The sequence below is a fragment of the Pandoraea apista genome (genome assembly GCF_001465595.2).
GTDB classification, from domain to species: domain Bacteria; phylum Pseudomonadota; class Gammaproteobacteria; order Burkholderiales; family Burkholderiaceae; genus Pandoraea; species Pandoraea apista.
Genome location: NZ_CP013481.2, coordinates 2,246,003 through 2,264,376 on the forward strand (window position 1 = coordinate 2,246,003; position 18,374 = coordinate 2,264,376).

18 protein-coding genes are annotated in these 18,374 nt (G+C 61.3%); 15 read left to right on the plus strand and 3 right to left on the minus strand.

Features of this window, described 5'->3' with window-relative positions; all coding sequences use genetic code 11:
- Positions 1-7 precede the first annotated feature (7 nt).
- From AT395_RS10435 to AT395_RS10505, 15 genes are all read left to right on the plus strand, one after another.
- Positions 8-1,261, plus strand: a complete 1,254-nt coding sequence (locus AT395_RS10435) for an NADH-quinone oxidoreductase subunit D (protein WP_039368609.1) — start codon at positions 8-10, stop codon at positions 1,259-1,261.
- Positions 1,262-1,432: 171 nt separating this feature from the next.
- Positions 1,433-1,933, plus strand: a complete 501-nt coding sequence (gene nuoE, locus AT395_RS10440; protein WP_010807410.1) for an NADH-quinone oxidoreductase subunit NuoE — start codon at positions 1,433-1,435, stop codon at positions 1,931-1,933.
- Positions 1,930-3,222, plus strand: coding sequence for an NADH-quinone oxidoreductase subunit NuoF (nuoF, locus tag AT395_RS10445; protein ID WP_042115462.1), 1,293 nt, complete (start codon positions 1,930-1,932; stop codon positions 3,220-3,222). Before nuoE ends, nuoF begins: the two co-directional genes overlap by 4 nt.
- 29 nt (positions 3,223-3,251) lie before the next feature.
- Positions 3,252-5,564, plus strand: coding sequence for an NADH-quinone oxidoreductase subunit NuoG (gene nuoG, locus AT395_RS10450; protein WP_042115463.1), 2,313 nt, complete (start codon positions 3,252-3,254; stop codon positions 5,562-5,564).
- Entirely contained in the window at positions 5,565-6,629 is a 1,065-nt protein-coding gene (nuoH, locus tag AT395_RS10455) for an NADH-quinone oxidoreductase subunit NuoH (protein ID WP_042115464.1), read from the plus strand.
- A gap of 23 nt (positions 6,630-6,652) precedes the next feature.
- On the plus strand, positions 6,653-7,144 hold the full coding sequence (nuoI, locus tag AT395_RS10460) for an NADH-quinone oxidoreductase subunit NuoI (RefSeq protein ID WP_010807406.1): 492 nt from the start codon (positions 6,653-6,655) through the stop codon (positions 7,142-7,144).
- A gap of 79 nt (positions 7,145-7,223) precedes the next feature.
- A complete protein-coding gene (locus AT395_RS10465; protein WP_042115465.1) occupies positions 7,224-7,859 on the plus strand; it encodes an NADH-quinone oxidoreductase subunit J in 636 nt (211 codons plus the stop codon).
- A 9-nt stretch (positions 7,860-7,868) separates the two neighbouring features.
- The gene (gene nuoK / locus AT395_RS10470; protein WP_023596640.1) at positions 7,869-8,180 is read left to right on the plus strand and encodes an NADH-quinone oxidoreductase subunit NuoK; all 312 of its coding nucleotides are present in this window, start codon (positions 7,869-7,871) and stop codon (positions 8,178-8,180) included.
- A gap of 17 nt (positions 8,181-8,197) precedes the next feature.
- Complete coding sequence (gene nuoL, locus AT395_RS10475; RefSeq protein WP_042115466.1) at positions 8,198-10,246, plus strand: NADH-quinone oxidoreductase subunit L; 2,049 nt, start codon at positions 8,198-8,200, stop codon at positions 10,244-10,246.
- An 18-nt stretch (positions 10,247-10,264) separates the two neighbouring features.
- On the plus strand, positions 10,265-11,746 hold the full coding sequence (locus AT395_RS10480; RefSeq protein WP_042115467.1) for an NADH-quinone oxidoreductase subunit M: 1,482 nt from the start codon (positions 10,265-10,267) through the stop codon (positions 11,744-11,746).
- Positions 11,747-11,766: 20 nt separating this feature from the next.
- The gene (gene nuoN / locus AT395_RS10485; RefSeq protein WP_052765556.1) at positions 11,767-13,236 is read left to right on the plus strand and encodes an NADH-quinone oxidoreductase subunit NuoN; all 1,470 of its coding nucleotides are present in this window, start codon (positions 11,767-11,769) and stop codon (positions 13,234-13,236) included.
- A gap of 136 nt (positions 13,237-13,372) precedes the next feature.
- Complete coding sequence (locus AT395_RS10490; protein WP_042118207.1) at positions 13,373-13,684, plus strand: DUF2818 family protein; 312 nt, start codon at positions 13,373-13,375, stop codon at positions 13,682-13,684.
- A 76-nt stretch (positions 13,685-13,760) separates the two neighbouring features.
- Positions 13,761-14,354, plus strand: coding sequence for an NUDIX domain-containing protein (locus AT395_RS10495; protein ID WP_048629219.1), 594 nt, complete (start codon positions 13,761-13,763; stop codon positions 14,352-14,354).
- A gap of 63 nt (positions 14,355-14,417) precedes the next feature.
- Positions 14,418-14,891 (plus strand): DUF1178 family protein, encoded by a 474-nt coding sequence (locus AT395_RS10500; protein ID WP_042115469.1) that lies wholly within the window; start codon positions 14,418-14,420, stop codon positions 14,889-14,891.
- 181 nt (positions 14,892-15,072) lie between these two features.
- The gene (locus tag AT395_RS10505) at positions 15,073-15,528 is read left to right on the plus strand and encodes a MaoC family dehydratase (RefSeq protein WP_047827184.1); all 456 of its coding nucleotides are present in this window, start codon (positions 15,073-15,075) and stop codon (positions 15,526-15,528) included.
- Between the two features lie 79 nt (positions 15,529-15,607).
- Here AT395_RS10505 and AT395_RS10510 read toward each other — a convergent pair whose 3' ends face one another.
- From AT395_RS10510 to AT395_RS10520, 3 genes are all read right to left on the minus strand, one after another.
- A complete protein-coding gene (locus AT395_RS10510; RefSeq protein ID WP_010807396.1) occupies positions 15,608-15,943 on the minus strand; it encodes a YegP family protein in 336 nt (111 codons plus the stop codon).
- Positions 15,944-16,254: 311 nt separating this feature from the next.
- Positions 16,255-16,947: a glutathione binding-like protein gene (locus AT395_RS10515; RefSeq protein WP_042115470.1), complete on the minus strand. Its 693-nt coding sequence runs from the start codon at positions 16,945-16,947 to the stop codon at positions 16,255-16,257.
- A 185-nt stretch (positions 16,948-17,132) separates the two neighbouring features.
- Positions 17,133-18,371, minus strand: coding sequence for an acyl-CoA dehydrogenase family protein (locus AT395_RS10520; protein WP_042115471.1), 1,239 nt, complete (start codon positions 18,369-18,371; stop codon positions 17,133-17,135).
- Between the last annotated feature and the right edge of the window lie 3 nt (positions 18,372-18,374).

Sequence of the window (18,374 nt, forward strand, 5' to 3'; positions counted from 1 at the left end):
TGGCCTTGTGGCAGACATCAAGAACTACACCCTGAACTTCGGTCCGCAGCACCCGGCAGCGCACGGCGTGCTGCGCCTGGTGCTCGAGCTGGACGGCGAAGTGATTCAGCGCGCCGATCCGCACATCGGCCTGTTGCACCGTGCGACCGAAAAACTCGCCGAATCGAAGACGTTCCTGCAATCCGTGCCGTACATGGATCGTCTCGATTATGTGTCGATGATGTGCAATGAGCACGCATACGTCATGGCGATCGAAAAGCTGCTCGGCGTAGATGTGCCGATTCGCGCACAATACATCCGCGTGATGTTCGACGAAATCACGCGCGTTCTGAATCACTTGATGTGGATCGGTTCGCACGCACTCGACGTGGGCGCGATGGCAGTGTTCCTGTACGCCTTCCGTGAGCGCGAAGATCTGTTCGACGTGTACGAAGCCGTCTCGGGCGCCCGTATGCACGCGGCTTACTACCGTCCGGGAGGGGTGTATCGCGATCTGCCGGACGCCATGCCGAAGTATCGTGCGTCGAAGTTCCACAACGAGCGCGCGATCAAGAAGATGAACGAAGCACGCGAAGGTTCGCTGCTGGACTTCATCGAAGATTTCGCCATTCGCTTCCCGAAGTGTGTCGACGAGTACGAAACGCTGCTCACCGACAACCGGATCTGGAAGCAGCGTCTGGTCGGTATCGGTGTGGTGTCGCCTGAGCGCGCCATGCAGCTCGGCTTCTCCGGCGCGATGCTGCGCGGTTCGGGCATTGCCTGGGATCTGCGCAAGAAGCAGCCGTACGAAGTGTACGACCGCCTCGAATTCGATATTCCGGTGGGTAAGGAAGGCGACTGCTATGACCGTTACCTGGTGCGTGTGGAAGAAATGCGCCAGTCGGCCAGCCTGATCCGCCAGTGCGTGAAGTGGCTGCGTGCCAATGAAGGTCCGGTGATTACGGACAATCACAAAGTGGCCCCGCCGTCGCGCGTTGAAATGAAGTCGAACATGGAAGAGCTGATTCACCACTTCAAGCTCTTCACCGAAGGCTTCCACGTGCCCGCCGGCGAGACGTATGCCGCTGTCGAGCACCCGAAGGGCGAGTTCGGCATCTATCTGGTGTCGGACGGTGCCAACAAACCGTACCGCCTGAAGATTCGAGCACCGGGCTTCGCCCACCTTTCTGCGCTCGACGAGATGGCAAAGGGTCACATGATTGCAGATGCTGTCGCGATCATCGGTACCCAGGACATCGTGTTCGGCGAGATCGATCGCTAAATGCGCAGCGGGCGCCTCAGGCGCCCGCAAGTTTTAAGTCGGCAGGGTTTCGCAGGTCGATACCATTGCCGTTCCAGTTGCCGTGCCTGTGAGTTGCGGGCAGTCGAGATGATCGACTCGCCCGCGCTGGCACGAGCGGGGATAACGTTTTAGAGAACCGTCGGATCGGAAATGCTTTCTCCCGAAGCCCTGAAGAAAATCGACCGTGCCGTTGCCAAATACCCTGCCGAGCAGAAGCAGTCGGCGGTAATGCACGCACTTGCCGTAGCGCAGGTCGAGAAAGGCTGGTTGTCGCCCGAAGTGATGCAATTCGTGGCGGACTACCTCGAGATGCCCGCAGTCGCGGTGCAAGAGGTCGCAACCTTCTACACCATGTTCAACACGAGCCCTGTGGGTAAGTTCAAGTTGACCGTGTGCACGAACCTGCCTTGCCAGCTCACGCGCGGCGAAGAGATGGCCAAGTACCTGAAGGAGAAGCTGGGTGTCGAGTACAACGACATCACGCCGGATGGTCTCTTCACGGTCAAGGAAGGCGAGTGCATGGGCGCTTGCGGCGATGCCCCGGTCATGCTGGTGAACAACCATCGCATGTGCGGCTTCATGAACGAAGCCAAGGTCGACGCGCTCATCGACGAGCTCAAGGCCAAGGGCGCTGCGGGAGAGAAAGCATGACGTCGCTGCATAACCGTCACATCAAGCCGCTGATTCTCGCCGACCTGAATGGCGAAAACTGGCATCTGGAAGACTACGTCAAGCGCGGTGGTTACCAGCAGCTCACACGTATTCTGAAGGAAGGCCTCACGCCGGAGCAGGTCATCGCCGATGTCAAGGCATCGGGCCTGCGTGGTCGTGGAGGCGCAGGCTTCCCGACCGGTCTGAAGTGGAGCTTCATGCCGCGTGCGTTCCCGGGTCAGAAGTACCTCGTCTGTAATTCGGACGAAGGCGAACCCGGCACGTTCAAGGATCGCGACATCCTGCGCTACAACCCGCATGCGCTGATCGAAGGCATGGCCATCGGCGGTTTCGCCATGGGCATCACCGTCGGCTACAACTACATCCACGGCGAAATCTACGAAGTGTACGAACGCTTCGAAGAGGCGCTCGAGGAAGCCCGCGCTGCCGGTTATCTGGGCGACAACATTCTCGGCACGGACTTCTCGTTCCAGTTGCACGCTCACCATGGCTATGGCGCGTACATCTGCGGCGAAGAAACGGCGCTGCTCGAGTCGCTCGAAGGCAAAAAGGGCCAGCCGCGCTTCAAGCCGCCGTTCCCGGCGAGCTTCGGTCTGTACGGCAAGCCCACGACGATCAACAACACCGAGACGTTCGCTGCCGTTCCGTTCCTGCTGGCCACTGGCCCGCAGCAGTATCTGGAAATGGGCAAACCGAACAATGGCGGCACCAAGATTTTCTCGGTGTCGGGCGACGTCGAGCTGCCGGGTAACTACGAAGTGCCGCTGGGCACGCCGTTCCCCGAACTGCTGGAACTGGCAGGCGGCATGCGCGGCGGCAAGAAGCTCAAGGCCGTGATTCCGGGCGGCTCGTCGGCACCGGTCGTGCCGGCCGGGCTGATGATGGAAACCACGATGGACTACGACAGCATCGCCAAGGCCGGATCGATGCTGGGTTCGGGGGCAGTGATCGTGATGGACGAGACGCGCTGCATGGTGCGTTCGCTGCTGCGTCTGTCGTACTTCTACTACGAAGAATCGTGCGGTCAGTGCACGCCTTGCCGCGAAGGCACAGGCTGGCTGTGGCGCGTGGTCAATCGTATCGAGCACGGTGAAGGCCGCAAGGAAGATCTGGACCTGCTCAACTCGGTGGCCGAGAACATCATGGGCCGTACCATTTGCGCGCTGGGCGACGCCGCAGCGATGCCGGTGCGAGGCATGCTCAAACACTTCTGGGACGAGTTCGCCTACCACGTCGAGCACAAGCATTGCTTGGTCGGCGCTCACTAATCCCTTTTGACGGTTGGCATTGAACCGCTATGGTTGAAATCGAAATTGACGGCCAAAAGGTCGAGGTGCCCGAAGGCAGCATGGTGATCCAGGCTGCCAAGAAAAACGGCACCTATATTCCCCACTTCTGCTACCACAAGAAGCTGTCCATCGCTGCGAACTGCCGCATGTGCCTGGTCGAGGTCGAAAAAGCCCCGAAGGCTGTGCCGGCTTGTGCAACGCCGGTGGCCAACGGCATGATCGTGCGCACCAACTCCGAGAAGGCTGTGAAGGCACAGCAATCGGTGATGGAGTTCTTGCTGATCAATCACCCGCTCGACTGCCCGATCTGCGATCAGGGCGGCGAGTGCCAACTGCAGGACTTGGCCGTCGGTTACGGCAAGTCGGCGTCGCGCTATCAGGAAGAGAAGCGCGTGGTGTTCCACAAGAATGTGGGCCCGCTCATCTCGATGGAAGAGATGTCGCGCTGCATCCACTGCACCCGCTGCGTGCGTTTCGGTCAGGAAGTGGCCGGCGTCATGGAATTCGGCATGCTGGGTCGTGGCGAGCACTCGGAAATCACCTCGTTCGTCGGCAAGACGGTGGACTCGGAACTGTCGGGCAACATGATCGACCTGTGCCCGGTCGGCGCCCTGACGTCCAAGCCGTTCCGTTACAGCGCCCGTACGTGGGAACTGTCGCGCCGCAAGTCGGTGAGCCCTCACGACGGCGTGGGTGCGAACCTCGTGGTGCAAGTGAAGAACAACAAGGTCATGCGTGTTGTGCCGCTCGAAAACGAAGCGGTCAACGAATGCTGGATCTCGGACAAGGATCGTTTCTCTTACGAAGGTCTGAACAGCGACGATCGTCTCACCAAGCCGATGCTCAAGCAGGGCGGTGAGTGGCACGAAGTCGACTGGCAGACGGCGCTCGAGTATGTCGGTCACGGTCTGACCGATATCATCCGCGACTTCGGCGCCGACGCCGTCGCCGCGCTGGCGTCGCCGCACGCCACGATCGAAGAACTGCACTTGCTGCAAAAATTCGTGCGCGCGCTGGGTAGCGATAACGTCGACTTCCGTCTGCGTCAGACGGATGTGTCGGGTGGCACGCAGGGCGCCCCGTGGCTCGGCCTGCCGATCGCTGAACTCGACAAGCTGCAAAGCACGCTGGTCGTGGGCTCGTTCCTGCGCAAGGATCATCCGCTGTTCGCTTCGCGTCTGCGCTCCGCAGTGAAGGCCGGTGGCCAACTCAACGTGTTGCATGGCTCGGACGACGATCTGCTGGTGAAGCTCGCCAACAAGATCATCGCGGCACCGAGTGCCTGGGTGAGCGAGCTGGCCGGTATTGCCGTGGCCGCTGCCGCCGCCAAGGGTGTTGCCGCGCCCGCGGAACTGGCCGGTGTGAGCGCCAGCGATACCGCCAAAGCCATCGCGGCTTCGCTGGTGAAGGGGGAGCGTCGCGCGATTCTGCTGGGTAACGCCGCTGTGCAGCATCCGCAGTTCTCGCAACTGCATGCCATCGCGCAAGTGATCGCCGACATCACCGGCGCCACGCTGGGCTTCCTCACCGAAGGCGCCAACACGGTCGGCGGCTACGTAGTGAAGGCGACCAATGCGAAGGGCGCTGCCGGACTGTTCGCGCAACCGCGTCAGGCCTATCTGCTGCTGAACACCGAGCCGGAGTACGACTCGGCAGATGCGAAGCAAGCACTCACGGCATTGACTGCCGCGAAGATGGTCGTCTCGCTCTCGCCGTTCAAGCACGGCCTCGAGTACGCCGATGTCCTGCTGCCGATCGCCCCGTTCACGGAAACTGCCGGTACGTTCGTCAACGCCGAAGGTTTGCCGCAACACTTCAACGGTGTGGTGCGTGCGCTGGGCGAAACGCGTCCGGGCTGGAAGGTGCTGCGCGTGCTGGGCAATCTCCTCAAGCTGCAAGGCTTCGAACAGGACACGGCCGAGCAGGTTCGCGACGAAGCCCTCGCCGGTTTCTCGGCGGCAACGCTCGACAACCGCGCCAAGGCTGCACTGACCGCGCCCAAGGCGGCGGGGCAGGGCCTGGAGCGTCTGGCCGATGTGCCGATCTACGCTGCCGACGCGCTGGTGCGCCGCGCCCCGTCGCTGCAATTGACGAACGATGCCAAGGCGGCGCTGCGCGCCACGCTGCCGGCAGCGCTGTTCGACAGTCTGGGCCTCGCCGCCGGCGACGCCGTGCGCGTACGTCAGGGCGATGCTGTGGTTACGCTGCCGGCCGCTCGTTCGGAAACGCTGCCTGCCAATGTGGTGCGTGTTCCGGCAGCCACGCCGGCGTCCGCCGCGCTTGGCGCGATGTTCGGTGAAATTTCGGTGGAGAAGGCGTAAATGAGCCTGAACGAAGTCATCAATCAATACGGCACGCAACTGCTGGGCGTGGCCTGGCCGACAGTGTGGGCGCTGGTCCGTATTCTCGTCGTGGCCGTGATCCTGCTGCTGTGCGTGGCGTACCTGATTCTGTGGGAGCGCAAGCTCATCGGCTGGATGCATGTGCGTCTCGGTCCGAACCGCGTGGGCCCGGCGGGTCTGCTCCAGCCGATTGCCGACGTGTTGAAGCTCCTGCTCAAGGAAGTCATCACACCGTCGCAAGTCAGCAAGGGTATTTACGCCATCGCTCCGGTGATGGCAGTGCTGCCGGCCTTCGCGATCTGGGCGGTGATCCCGTTCCAGCCGGGCGCGGTGCTGGCGGATGTGAACGCCGGTCTGCTCTACGCGATCGCGATCTCGTCGATCGGTGTGTACGGCGTGATTCTCGCCGGCTGGGCATCGAACTCGAAATACGCTTTCCTCGGCGCTATGCGCGCGTCGGCCCAGATGATTTCTTATGAAATCGCCATGGGCTTCGCGCTGGTGACGGTGCTGATGACGGCCGGCTCGCTCAACCTGTCGGACATCGTGCGCTCGCAGGAGCACGGCATGTTCGCCGGCATGGGGCTGAACCTGTTGTCGTGGAACTGGCTGCCGCTGCTGCCGATGTTCGTCGTCTACTTCATCTCGGGCATTGCGGAAACGAACCGCCACCCGTTCGACGTGGTGGAAGGCGAGTCGGAAATCGTGGCCGGTCACATGATCGAATACTCGGGCATGGGCTTCGCGCTCTTCTTCCTGGCCGAGTACATCAACATGATCATCATCTCGGCGCTCGCGTCGGTGTTGTTCCTGGGTGGCTGGAGTGCGCCGTTCGGCTTCCTGTCGTTCATCCCGGGCGTGTTCTGGCTGGCGTTCAAGGTGTTCCTGCTGCTGTCGGTGTTCATCTGGGTGCGCGCGACGTTCCCGCGCTACCGCTACGACCAGATCATGCGTCTGGGCTGGAAGGTTTTCCTGCCGTTGACGATCGTTTGGGTGATCGTGGTGGGTGGCTGGATCATGTCGCCCTGGAACATCTGGGGCTGAGGCGAACGGAGTAGAGGAATCCCATGGTAAGGGCAATCAAGGACTTTTTCGGCAGTTTCCTGTTGTTGGAACTGCTCAAGGGCATGGCGCTCACGGGGCGTTACACGTTCGCTCGCAAGGTGACGGTGCAGTTTCCCGAAGAGAAGACGCCGCTGTCGCCGCGTTTTCGCGGTCTGCATGCGCTGCGCCGTTATCCGAACGGCGAAGAGCGCTGCATCGCTTGTAAGTTGTGCGAAGCGGTGTGCCCGGCAATGGCCATCACGATCGAGTCGGATGTGCGTGACGACGGCACCCGCCGTACCACGCGTTACGACATCGATCTGACCAAGTGCATTTTCTGCGGCTTCTGCGAAGAAAGCTGCCCGGTGGACTCGATCGTCGAGACGCACATTCTCGAGTATCACGGCGAGAAGCGTGGCGATCTGTACTTCACCAAGGAAATGTTGCTCGCGGTGGGCGATCGTTACGAAAACGAAATCGCGGCGGCCAAGGCGGCCGATGCGCCGTACCGTTAAGCAGGGCAGGGCGCGGCAGCTCGATGGCGCGCCCGGTACGGCAATTGACGTTGGCTAATTCTCGCGACACCCGGTGATTATGGAATTTACAACCTTTCTTTTCTACGTGTTTGCGCTGATCCTCGTGGTCTCGGGCCTCAAGGTCGTGACCTCGCGCAACCCCGTACAGTCGGCACTGTTCCTGGTGCTGGCCTTCTTCAACGCCGCGGCGATCTGGATGCTGCTCGAGGCCGAGTTTCTGGCAATCATGCTGGTGCTCGTCTACGTCGGCGCGGTGATGGTGCTGTTCCTGTTCGTGGTGATGATGATCGACATCAATCTCGACGAACTGCGACGCGGCTTTGGCAAGTTCATTCCGCTGGCAAGTGCTGTCGGCGCGATCATGATCGTCGAAGCATCGCTGGTCCTGATGCGCGGCTACGGCGCCACGCGCGCCCCGGTCAAGGCCGTGTCGGCGCCCGATGTGCCGAACACCAAGGCCCTCGGTATCGCGTTGTACACCGACTATATCTTTGCCTTCGAAGTGGCAGGTCTGATCCTGCTGGTGGCCGTCGTGGCAGCCGTTGCGCTCACGATGCGTAACCGCAAGGACCACAAACAGACCGACCCGAGCAAGCAGGTGCGCGTGAAGGCGCGCGACCGCGTGCGTCTGGTGTCGATGCCCGCCGAAGCCCGGCAGCAATCCACCGGCACTGACAAGCCGGCGGCGGAATAAGGAGACAGCATGATGTCGTTGTCGCTAGCGCATTACCTGGTGTTGGGCGCGATTCTCTTCGCGATCAGCATTACCGGTATCTTCCTCAACCGCAGAAATGTGATTGTGCTGCTGATGGCCATCGAGCTGATGTTGCTCGCGGTCAATCTGAACTTCGTCGCGTTCTCGCATTACCTGGGCGACATTGCCGGTCAGGTATTCGTGTTCTTCATTCTTACGGTGGCCGCCGCGGAAGCCGCGATCGGTCTGGCCATTCTGGTCACGCTGTTCCGTAAGCTCGAAACGGTCAACGTCGAAGATCTCGACCGCCTTAAGGGTTAACAAAAGCGAACGCTGTTATGGCATCCACATTGAATCCCAACCTGCTGCTCGCGATCCCGCTGGCGCCGCTCGCCGGCTCCCTGATTGCCGGTCTGTTCGGCAAGCAAGTCGGTCGCGCGGGCGCCCACACGGTCACGATCCTCGGCGTGCTGGTCGCGTTTGTCCTGTCGGTCATGACCTTTATCGATGTCATGAACGGGGCGAGCTTCAACGCCACTGTTTATGAATGGGCTCGCATCGGCGAACTCAAACTCGAGATCGGTTTCCTCGTCGACACGCTGACCGTCACGATGATGTGCGTGGTCACTTCCGTCTCGCTGATGGTGCACATCTACACCATTGGCTACATGGCGGAAGATCCTGGCTACCAGCGCTTCTTCTCGTACATCTCGCTGTTCACGTTCTCGATGTTGATGCTCGTAATGAGCAACAACTTCCTGCAACTGTTCTTCGGCTGGGAAGCGGTGGGCCTGGTCTCGTACCTGCTGATCGGTTTCTGGTACACGCGTCCGACCGCGATTTACGCCAACATGAAGGCGTTCCTGGTCAACCGTGTCGGTGACTTCGGCTTCCTGCTCGGTATCGGCCTGCTGCTGGCGTTCACCGGCACGCTGAACTACGGCGAAGTGTTCGCCAAGGCCAACGATGTCGCGGCCCTGTCGTTCCCGGGCACCGACTGGCGCCTGATCACCGTGGCCTGTATCTGCCTGTTCATCGGCGCGATGGGTAAGTCGGCGCAGTTCCCGCTGCACGTCTGGCTGCCGGACTCGATGGAAGGCCCGACCCCGATCTCGGCGCTGATTCACGCGGCCACGATGGTGACGGCGGGTATCTTCATGGTGAGCCGCATGTCGCCGCTGTTCGAACTGTCGGACACCGCGCTGTCGTTCATCACGATCATCGGGGCGATCACGGCGCTGTTCATGGGCTTCCTGGGCATGATCCAGAACGACATCAAGCGTGTCGTGGCCTACTCGACGCTCTCGCAGCTCGGTTACATGACGGTCGCGCTCGGCGTGTCGGCCTACCCGGTCGCCATTTTCCACCTGATGACGCACGCGTTCTTCAAGGCGCTGCTGTTCCTCGGTGCGGGCTCGGTCATCATCGGCATGCATCATGATCAGGACATGCGCAACATGGGCGGCCTGTGGAAGTACATGCCGATCACCTGGATCACGTCGCTGCTCGGTTCGCTGGCACTGATCGGCACGCCGTTCTTCTCGGGCTTCTACTCGAAGGACTCGATCATTGAAGCGGTGGCGGCGTCGCATCTGCCGGGTTCGGGCTTTGCTTACTTCGCAGTGGTCGCCAGCGTGTTCGTCACGGCGTTCTACTCGTTCCGCATGTACTTCCTGGTCTTCCACGGCAAGGAGCGTTTCGGTCAGGCACATCATGACCACCACGATGCCCATCATGAGGAAGAGGAAGACGCGCACGGCGAGCATCATGGCCTGGCCCCGGGTCAGAAGCCGCACGAGTCGCCCGCTGTCGTGACGATTCCGCTGATTCTGCTGGCGATCCCGTCGGTCATCATCGGCGCCATTGCGATTGCCCCGATGCTCTTCGGCGAGTTCTTCAAACAAGGCGTGGCGTTCAAGGACGTGATCTTCATCGGCGAGAATCACCCGGCGATGGAAGAACTGGGCCATGAGTTCCACGGCTGGGTGGCGATGGCGCTGCACTCGTTCGGCACGCTGCCGATCGCACTGTCGGCACTGGGTATCGTGCTCGCGGCGTTCTTCTACCTGAAGCGTCCGGACATTCCGGAAGCGTTGAAGAATCGCTTCTCGGGTATTTACGCGCTGCTCGACAACAAGTACTACATGGACAAGATCAACGAAGTGGTCTTCGCGAAGGGCGCGCTCAAGATTGGCCGCGGTCTCTGGAAGGCGGGCGATCAGGGTCTCATCGACGGTGCCGTCGTGAATGGCAGCGCGCGTCTGGTGGGCTGGTTCGCCGGTGTCATCCGCTTCGTGCAATCCGGTTACATCTACCACTACGCGTTCGCCATGATCATCGGCATGCTCGGGCTCCTGACGCTGTTTGTGACGTTGAACGGCAAGTAATAGGGGGAGCCAACAATAATGCAATCGCTACCGCTTCTGAGTCTGGCCATTTGGCTGCCCATTCTGTCGGGGATCGTTGTCCTCGCTGTGGGAAATGACCGTAACCCGACGGGCGCACGCGTGCTGGCGCTCATCGGTTCGCTGGTGAGCTTCCTGGTCACGCTGCCGCTGATCTCGAACTTCGACGCCAATACGCCGGCGTTCCAGTACGTCGAAAAGACGAGCTGGATCGAGCGTTTCCACATCAACTATTTCCTGGGCATCGACGGCATCTCGCTGTGGCTGGTCGTGCTGACCGCGCTCATCACGGTAATCGTGGTGATCGCGGGCTGGGAAGTGATCACGGAACGCGTCTCGCAGTACATGGCCGCCTTCCTGATCCTCTCGGGTCTGATGATCGGTGTGTTCTCGGCGCAAGACGGCCTGCTGTTCTACGTATTCTTCGAAGCCACGCTGATCCCGATGTACCTGATCATCGGCGTGTGGGGTGGCCCGAACCGGGTGTATGCAGCGTTCAAGTTCTTCCTGTACACGTTGCTCGGCTCGCTGCTCATGCTGGTTGCGCTGATTTATCTGTACAACGCAACGGGCTCGTTCACGCTGACCGACTGGTACGCGGTGAAGTTGCCGATGGACGCGCAGATACTGCTGTTCGCCGCCTTCTTCATGGCCTTCGCCGTGAAGGTGCCGATGTGGCCGGTGCATACCTGGCTGCCGGACGCCCACGTGGAAGCGCCGACCGGCGGCTCGGTCGTGCTGGCCGCGATCATGCTGAAGCTGGGTGCGTACGGTTTCCTGCGCTTCTCGCTGCCGATTGCACCGGACGCCAGCCACTACCTGTCGGGCTTCATGATCGCGCTCGCGCTGATCGCCGTGGTCTACATCGGCCTCGTGGCGCTGGTGCAGACCGACATGAAGAAACTGGTGGCGTACTCGTCGATCGCTCACATGGGCTTCGCGATCCTCGGTTTCTTCATGTTCAGCGAAATTGGCATGCAGGGCGCGCTGGTGCAGATGATCTCGCACGGTTTCGTGTCGGGCGCCATGTTCCTGTGTATTGGTGTGCTGTATGACCGTATGCACTCGCGCAACATCGCCGATTACGGCGGTGTGGTGAACACGATGCCGAAGTTTGCCGCGTTCTTCATGCTGTTCGCGATGGCCAACAGCGGTCTGCCGGCAACGTCGGGTTTCGTGGGTGAATTCCTGGTGATTCTGGGTGCTGTGAAGCTGAACTTCTGGGTGGGCCTGCTGGCGGCCACCTCGCTGATCACCGGCGCGGCTTACTCGCTGTGGATGTACAAGCGCGTGATCTTCGGCGCCATTGCCAACGACCATGTGCGCGAGCTGATCGATATCAACAAGCGCGAGTTCTTCATGCTGGCCGTGTTGGCTGCACTCACGCTGTTCATGGGTATCTATCCGAAGCCTTTCACGGACCTGATGCACACCTCCGTGGTTAACCTCCTCGCCCACGTGGCGCAGACCAAGCTGCCGTAATCGGGGAGGACATCTAGATCATGCAAAACATTAATCTGCTGCCTGCGTTGCCGGAGGCCATCCTGCTGCTCATGATCCTTGTGATCATGATGTGCGACGCGTTCCTCGGCCAGACGCGTAAGCTGAACTACGTTCTGGCACTCATCACGTCTGCGGTCGTGTCCGTGCTGTGGGCGTGCAATGCCGGAGACCCGGCATCGCACTACATGTTCGGCAATGTGTTCATCGCCGACCCGATGTCGAACCTGCTCAAGGCCTTCGGCGGTCTGGCAACGTTCGTCACGTTCATCTACGGCCAGAAGTATCTGGAAGCGCGCGGCCTTGCGCGTGGCGACTTCTATGTGCTCAGCCTGTTCTCGTTGCTGGGTCTGTCGGTGATGATTTCGGGCAACAACTTCCTGACCCTTTACCTGGGTCTGGAATTGATGTCCCTGTCGCTGTACGCCCTCGCTGCCGTGTGGCGCGATTCGACGAACGCGACCGAGTCGGCCATGAAGTACTACGTGCTGGGGGCGCTCGCATCGGGCTTCCTGCTGTACGGTATGTCGATGATGTACGGCGCGACCGGTTCGCTCGAACTGGCCAAGGTCTTCGAAGTTATCGCCTCGGGTGCCGTGAACAAGATCGTGCTGGTGTTCGGCGTGGTGTTCGTGGTGGCGGGTCTGGCATTCAAGCTGGGCGCGGCTCCGTTCCACATGTGGGTGCCGGACGTCTACCAAGGCGCGCCGACGCCCGTCACGCTGCTCATCGGTGGCGCGCCGAAGCTGGGTGCTTTCGCACTGCTGTTGCGTTTGCTCGTCGAAGGCATGCTGCCGCTGGCGATCGACTGGCAACAGATGCTGATCATTCTGGCGGTGCTCTCGCTGGTGATCGGTAACCTGACTGCTATCGTTCAGACCAACGTCAAGCGTCTGCTGGCGTACTCGACGATCTCGCACATGGGCTTCGTGTTGCTGGGCATGCTCTCGGGCGTGGTCGGCGGCAAGATCGACGGTATCGCCGATGCTTACGGCTCGTCGCTCTTCTACAGCGTGATCTACCTGCTGACGACGCTGGGCACGTTCGGTATCGTGCTGCTGCTCTCGCGCAAGGGCTTCGAGGCCGAGAACCTCTCGGATCTGAAGGGCCTCAACCAGCGTAGCCCGTGGTTTGCTTTCGTCATGCTGATGCTGATGTTCTCGCTGGCCGGCATTCCGCCGCTGGCGGGCTTCTACGCCAAGCTGGCCGTGCTGCAAGCCGTGGTCAACGCCGGTATGGTGTGGCTGGCCGTTGTGGCGGTGATCGCCTCGCTGATCGGCGCCTTCTACTACCTGCGTGTCGTCAAGCTGATGTACTTCGACAAGCCGGAGGACGCCAACGCGCTGGAAGGCAGCGGTACGATGCGTTTCGTCCTGTCGCTCAACGGTCTGGTGCTGGTGTATCTGGGCCTGATGCCCGGCCCGCTGATGGACTGGTGCCTGCGCACCATCAAACTGACGCTGGCGAGCTAAGCGGCCGCCGATTCAGAAAGACGACGTCGGCGAAGGCAACAACGTCGACAGAAGACCGGGCAGGGCGGCCGAGAGGATTGGCCGGCCCGGCGCAAGAGAAATCAACCGACGAACGGTGGAGGCACGAACGATGGGCATGTCGGCAGGGGGTACGCTTGTGATTCTGCTGGCCGTGCTGGGCGCGAACCTGCCGTTCGTGAACCAACGCCTGTTCTGCGTTGTCGCACTCAAGCGAGCGATCAAGCCGCTGTGGCTGCGGCTGATCGAACTGGTGGTGACCTACTTCGTGGTGGGCGCCCTCGGTTATTTGATCGAGTCGAGCATTGGCAACGTCTTTTCGCAGGGCTGGGAGTTCTATGCGGTCACGGCGAGTCTGTTTGTCGTGTTCGCGTTTCCGGGCTTCGTTTACCGGTATTTGTGGCGTCATCGACCGGCGGCTGCCGCTTGATATGTCTGCTTTGCAAGACGCCGCCTTTGGGCGGCGTTTTGTTTTGGGTTCGCCAATTTTCAGCCGTGGAGGGCTTATGACCCAAGGTCAAACCGACGATCAGCATCTGATCGAGACGCGTGTTACGAGTGAAACGGTCTACGAGGGCGCGTTTCTGACGATCAAGCGCGATCGCATTCGTTTGCCCGACGGCAAGACCGCTGTGCGCGAGTACACCACCCATCCGGGGGCGGTCATGGTAATTCCGCTCTTCGAAGACGGTCAGGTGCTCATGGAGCGCCAGTATCGCTATCCGCTCCAGCGCGTAATGACGGAACTGCCGGCGGGCAAGCTCGATGACGCCGAAGGCGGTCTGGCCTGTGGTCAGCGCGAACTGCTCGAAGAGACCGGATATCATGCCAAGCGCTGGGATTACCTCACGCGTATTCATCCGGTGATCTCGTATTCGACGGAATTCATCGATATTTGGCTCGCGCGCGATCTCACACAGGGCGAGCAGCGTCTCGACGACGGTGAGTTTCTCGACGTGTTCAAGATGCCGGCGACCGAATTGCTGCAATGGGTGCGCGACGGGCGAATCACCGACGTTAAATCGATCATCGGCGCGTTTTGGCTGGAAAAGATAATATCGGGAGTCTGGCAGCCGAACGAACGTTCGCCGCTGCGCTGATCCATCGACATTTTATGAGCCCGGGCCCGGCATAGGGCGGGGCCGGGACACATTCATCGCGTCATGAAGGTTTTTGATTTGCGTTGTGCGCACGAGCACACCTTCGAGGGCTGGTTCGGCTCGGAGGACGATTACCTTTCGCAGCAAACACGGGGGCTGGTGACATGCCCCGTTTGCGGCGATACGGCGATCGTTCGCATGCCGTCGGCGCCACGTCTGAACCTCTCGGGGGCGACCTCGCGTGCCGATGCCGCACCGGCAGGCACGCCGAGCCAAGGGGCTGTCTCCGGCGGCGCCATCGAAGCGAAACGCGAATTGCAAACGCTCTGGATGAAGGCCGTGCGCCACGTCATGGCGAACACGGAAGACGTCGGTAGCAATTTTGCCGAGGAAGCCCGCAAGATCCACTATCGGGAAGCCCCTGAGCGCAACATTCGCGGCACGGCGTCTCGGGAAGAGACCGAGGCGCTGGCGGAGGAGGGTATCGACGTGATGCCGCTCCCCATTCCCGACGGCTTCAAGGATACGTTACAGTAAGCCCATCGCCGGGTAGGTAGGTCCAGTTGCAGGGCACTGCGAGTCGCTGACGCCGTTCTTGTGCGTGCTGACGATCACCGCGCTACTTTCACGGACTTTCAGGCAGTTCCACGCATTTTCACGCATTCCCATTTCGCGCGCCTGTCAGGCGATACCGGCGCGCCGCACGGAGGAGTTCGCGATGGCAACGTTCGAGTACTACTTCGAAGACTTCGCAGTGGGCGACACCTTCGATCTGGGCGAATATACGTTCACGGCAGACGAGATCGTGCATTTCGCCCGGCAATTTGATCCCCAGCCGTTTCACGTCGATGAGCTGGCCGGACGCGAGTCCCATTTCGGCGGACTGGTGGCCAGTGGCTGGCATACGTGCAGCATCATGATGCGGATGAACGTCGACAAGCTGCTCTCGCGCTCGGCCAGCATGGGCTCGCCGGGGGTAGAACAGATCGAATGGCTCAAGCCGGTGCGCCCGGGAGACACGATTAGCGTGACGAGCAGCACGCTGGAAGTCCGGGCGTCGAAGAGCCGTCCCGACCGCGGTATCGTACGGCAGCTCTGGACAGCCACGAACCAGCATGGCGAGGAAGTGTGCCGGTTCCGGGGCACGGGGCTTTATCTGAAGCGCGTTGCCTGAAGGGCCGCGGCAGACGTCGGACGTCGTTACCGGCGGGCGAGTCAGCCGATTCAGCCCGCCCCGCCAGACGCAACGAAACTCAGTGCGACAAATCACTCACCGATGCCGCCGGGGCGTCGCGCTTGACCTGAGTGATGCCGTCTTCCATTTGCTCCGCCGTCGAGAACATCTGGCTCTGGCCGATGATCTCGCCATTGCGCGCCTTGAGCACGAAATAGGGACGGCCGGACGTCGAGGTCTTTCGCTCGAAACGATGATCCTCGACCGAGTTTTTGCGAACGGACTCGATACCGTTCTGCGCGGAGGCCCGCGCCTTGTAAGTCTCGGAGGAGAGGATGATGTGCCCGCTGTCGGCCAGCAGGTGAAAGTGGAATTCACCGTTCGGGCTACGCTTGAGTTCGAACTTGCCTGACATATGTGGATCTCCCGGATCTTCCAAAAGCCAGCGGCGAGGGACTGCGAACTGCAAGAGACGACGGCTGCCAGCCGCGTCGGAGAAACCTTGAAACTCTGGGTATGCGTGCCCGATGACGCCTACGTATCGAGCGGACTGCGCTTAGATTAGCACCGCCCGCGTCCTGGCGATACCGCAGTTTGTTTCGAAGTGTAAACCACTTCCCGCCACGCCATACCGAACCGAGGCTTCAGGCGTGACAAGGCATGCACGGAGGGGGCGGTGCGGGCCGGCCTGTCGAGGCCGGCGCGCGGGGCGAGGTTTTTGGGGCCTTAGCGGCGTGCGTACTGCGTGGCGCCGAACAGCATTTCGCGGGCCTTGTCGTCTTGCAGCGGCTTGCGGGCGTCGGCCAGCACCTTGATACCACGCTGCACCGCCGGACGTGCCTCAATGGCCTCGAACCATTTCTGCACGTTGGGGAAGTCCGAAAGCTCGACCCCTTGATTCTTCCACGAGCGCAGCCACGGCCAGATGGCGATGTCCGCAATGGTGTACATATCGCCTGCGACGTACGGATGGCTGCCCAGCCGCTTGTCGAGCACGCCGTACAGACGCCGCGCCTCATTCGTGTAGCGCTTGATCGCGTAATCGATCTTCTCGGGGGCGTAGATCCGGAAATGGTGCGCCTGACCGAGCATCGGCCCCACACCGCCCATCTGGAACATCAGCCACTCGAGCGTTTCGTATTTGCCGCGCACATCTTCCGGCAGGAAGCGCCCCGTCTTGCCCGCCAGATACAGCAGGATCGCGCCGGATTCGAACAGCGAAATCGGTTTGCCGTCCGGACCGTCCTCGTCGACGATGGCCGGAATCTTGTTGTTCGGCGAGATGGCGAGAAAGGCATCCTTGAACTGATCGCCCGCGCCGATATCGACGGCATGGGCATGGTACGGCAACCCGCACTCTTCGAGCATGATGTGGACTTTGTGGCCGTTAGGCGTAGCCCAGGAATAGACCTGAATCAATTGCGGCTCCTCGTAGGGGCGTCGCTCGACGCCGTTCTCCGCCAGGCGCGGCGACGATCGCGTCAGGCGCCCGGCACGGTGATATCACGGAAAACGAAACAGGCCCGGGGCCGCGAGCGTCGCACCCCCGGGAAAAACTGCCCGGAAATTACACCACAGAACGTTTTCCCCTGCCGGGCGAGGGGTCAGCGAGGGGTGTCGGGCGCTGCGTCGAGGTAACGCGCCAGTTCCAGCTTGGCAATGGCGTTGCGATGGACTTCGTCCGGGCCGTCCGCGAAACGCAGGGTGCGGGCGCTGGCATAGGCATAAGCCAGCGGGAAGTCGCCCGAAAGCCCTGCTGCGCCGTGCGCCTGCATTGCCCAGTCGAGCACCTGGCACGCCATATTCGGGGCGACGACTTTGATCATCGCGATTTCGGCTCGGGCGGCTTTGTTGCCGACCGTGTCCATCATGTAAGCCGCTTTGAGCGTTAGCAGACGTGCCTGCTCGATTTGGCAGCGTGCTTCGGCGATGCGCTCGCGTGTCACCCCCTGCGCAGCGATCGGCTTGCCGAACGCCACGCGCGAGAGTGTGCGTTGACACATCAGCGCGAGGGCGCGCTCGGCCAGACCGATGAGTCGCATGCAGTGGTGGATACGCCCAGGGCCGAGACGCCCTTGCGCGATCTCGAAGCCCCGTCCCTCGCCGAGCAGGATGCTGCTCGCAGGCACGCGAACCTCATCGAGTTCGATCTCCATGTGACCGTGCGGCGCGTCGTCGTAACCGAACACGGTAAGCGGACGCACGCGCGAGATGCCTCGGGCGTTGGACGGCACGAGAATCATCGACTGCTGCGCGTGTTTGGGTGCCTCGGGGTCGGTCTTGCCCATCACGATATAGAGCGCGCAACGTGGGTCGCCGGCACCGGTCGACCACCATTTGCGGCCATTGATGACGTAATCGTCACCGTCCCGACGAATCCGGCATTGCACGTTGGTGGCATCGGACGAGGCGACGTCCGGCTCCGTCATCAGAAACGCGGAACGAATCTCGCCGCGCAGCAGCGGTTCGAGCCATTGCGCCTTTTGCGCATCGGTCGCGTAGCGCTCGAGCGTTTCCATGTTGCCGGTGTCGGGCGCATTGCAGTTGAAGACTTCAGGGGCCCACGGCACCTGCCCCATGATCTCGCACAGCGGTGCGTATTCGACGTTGCTAAGGCCTGCGCCGCGCCCGGAGTCCGGCAGGAAGAGGTTCCAGAGCCCTGCCTGCTGCGCAAGCGGCTTGAGGCGCTCGATAACCTGCGATGGCTGCCACGCGTCGCCGTGGCGGCGTGCGATCTCGATCTCCTCGAGATAGCGATGTTCGTTCGGGAAGATGTGTTCGTCGAAAAAGGCGGACAGACGCGCGCGCAGGGCTTCGACTTTGGGGCTGTAGCTGAAATCCATGAG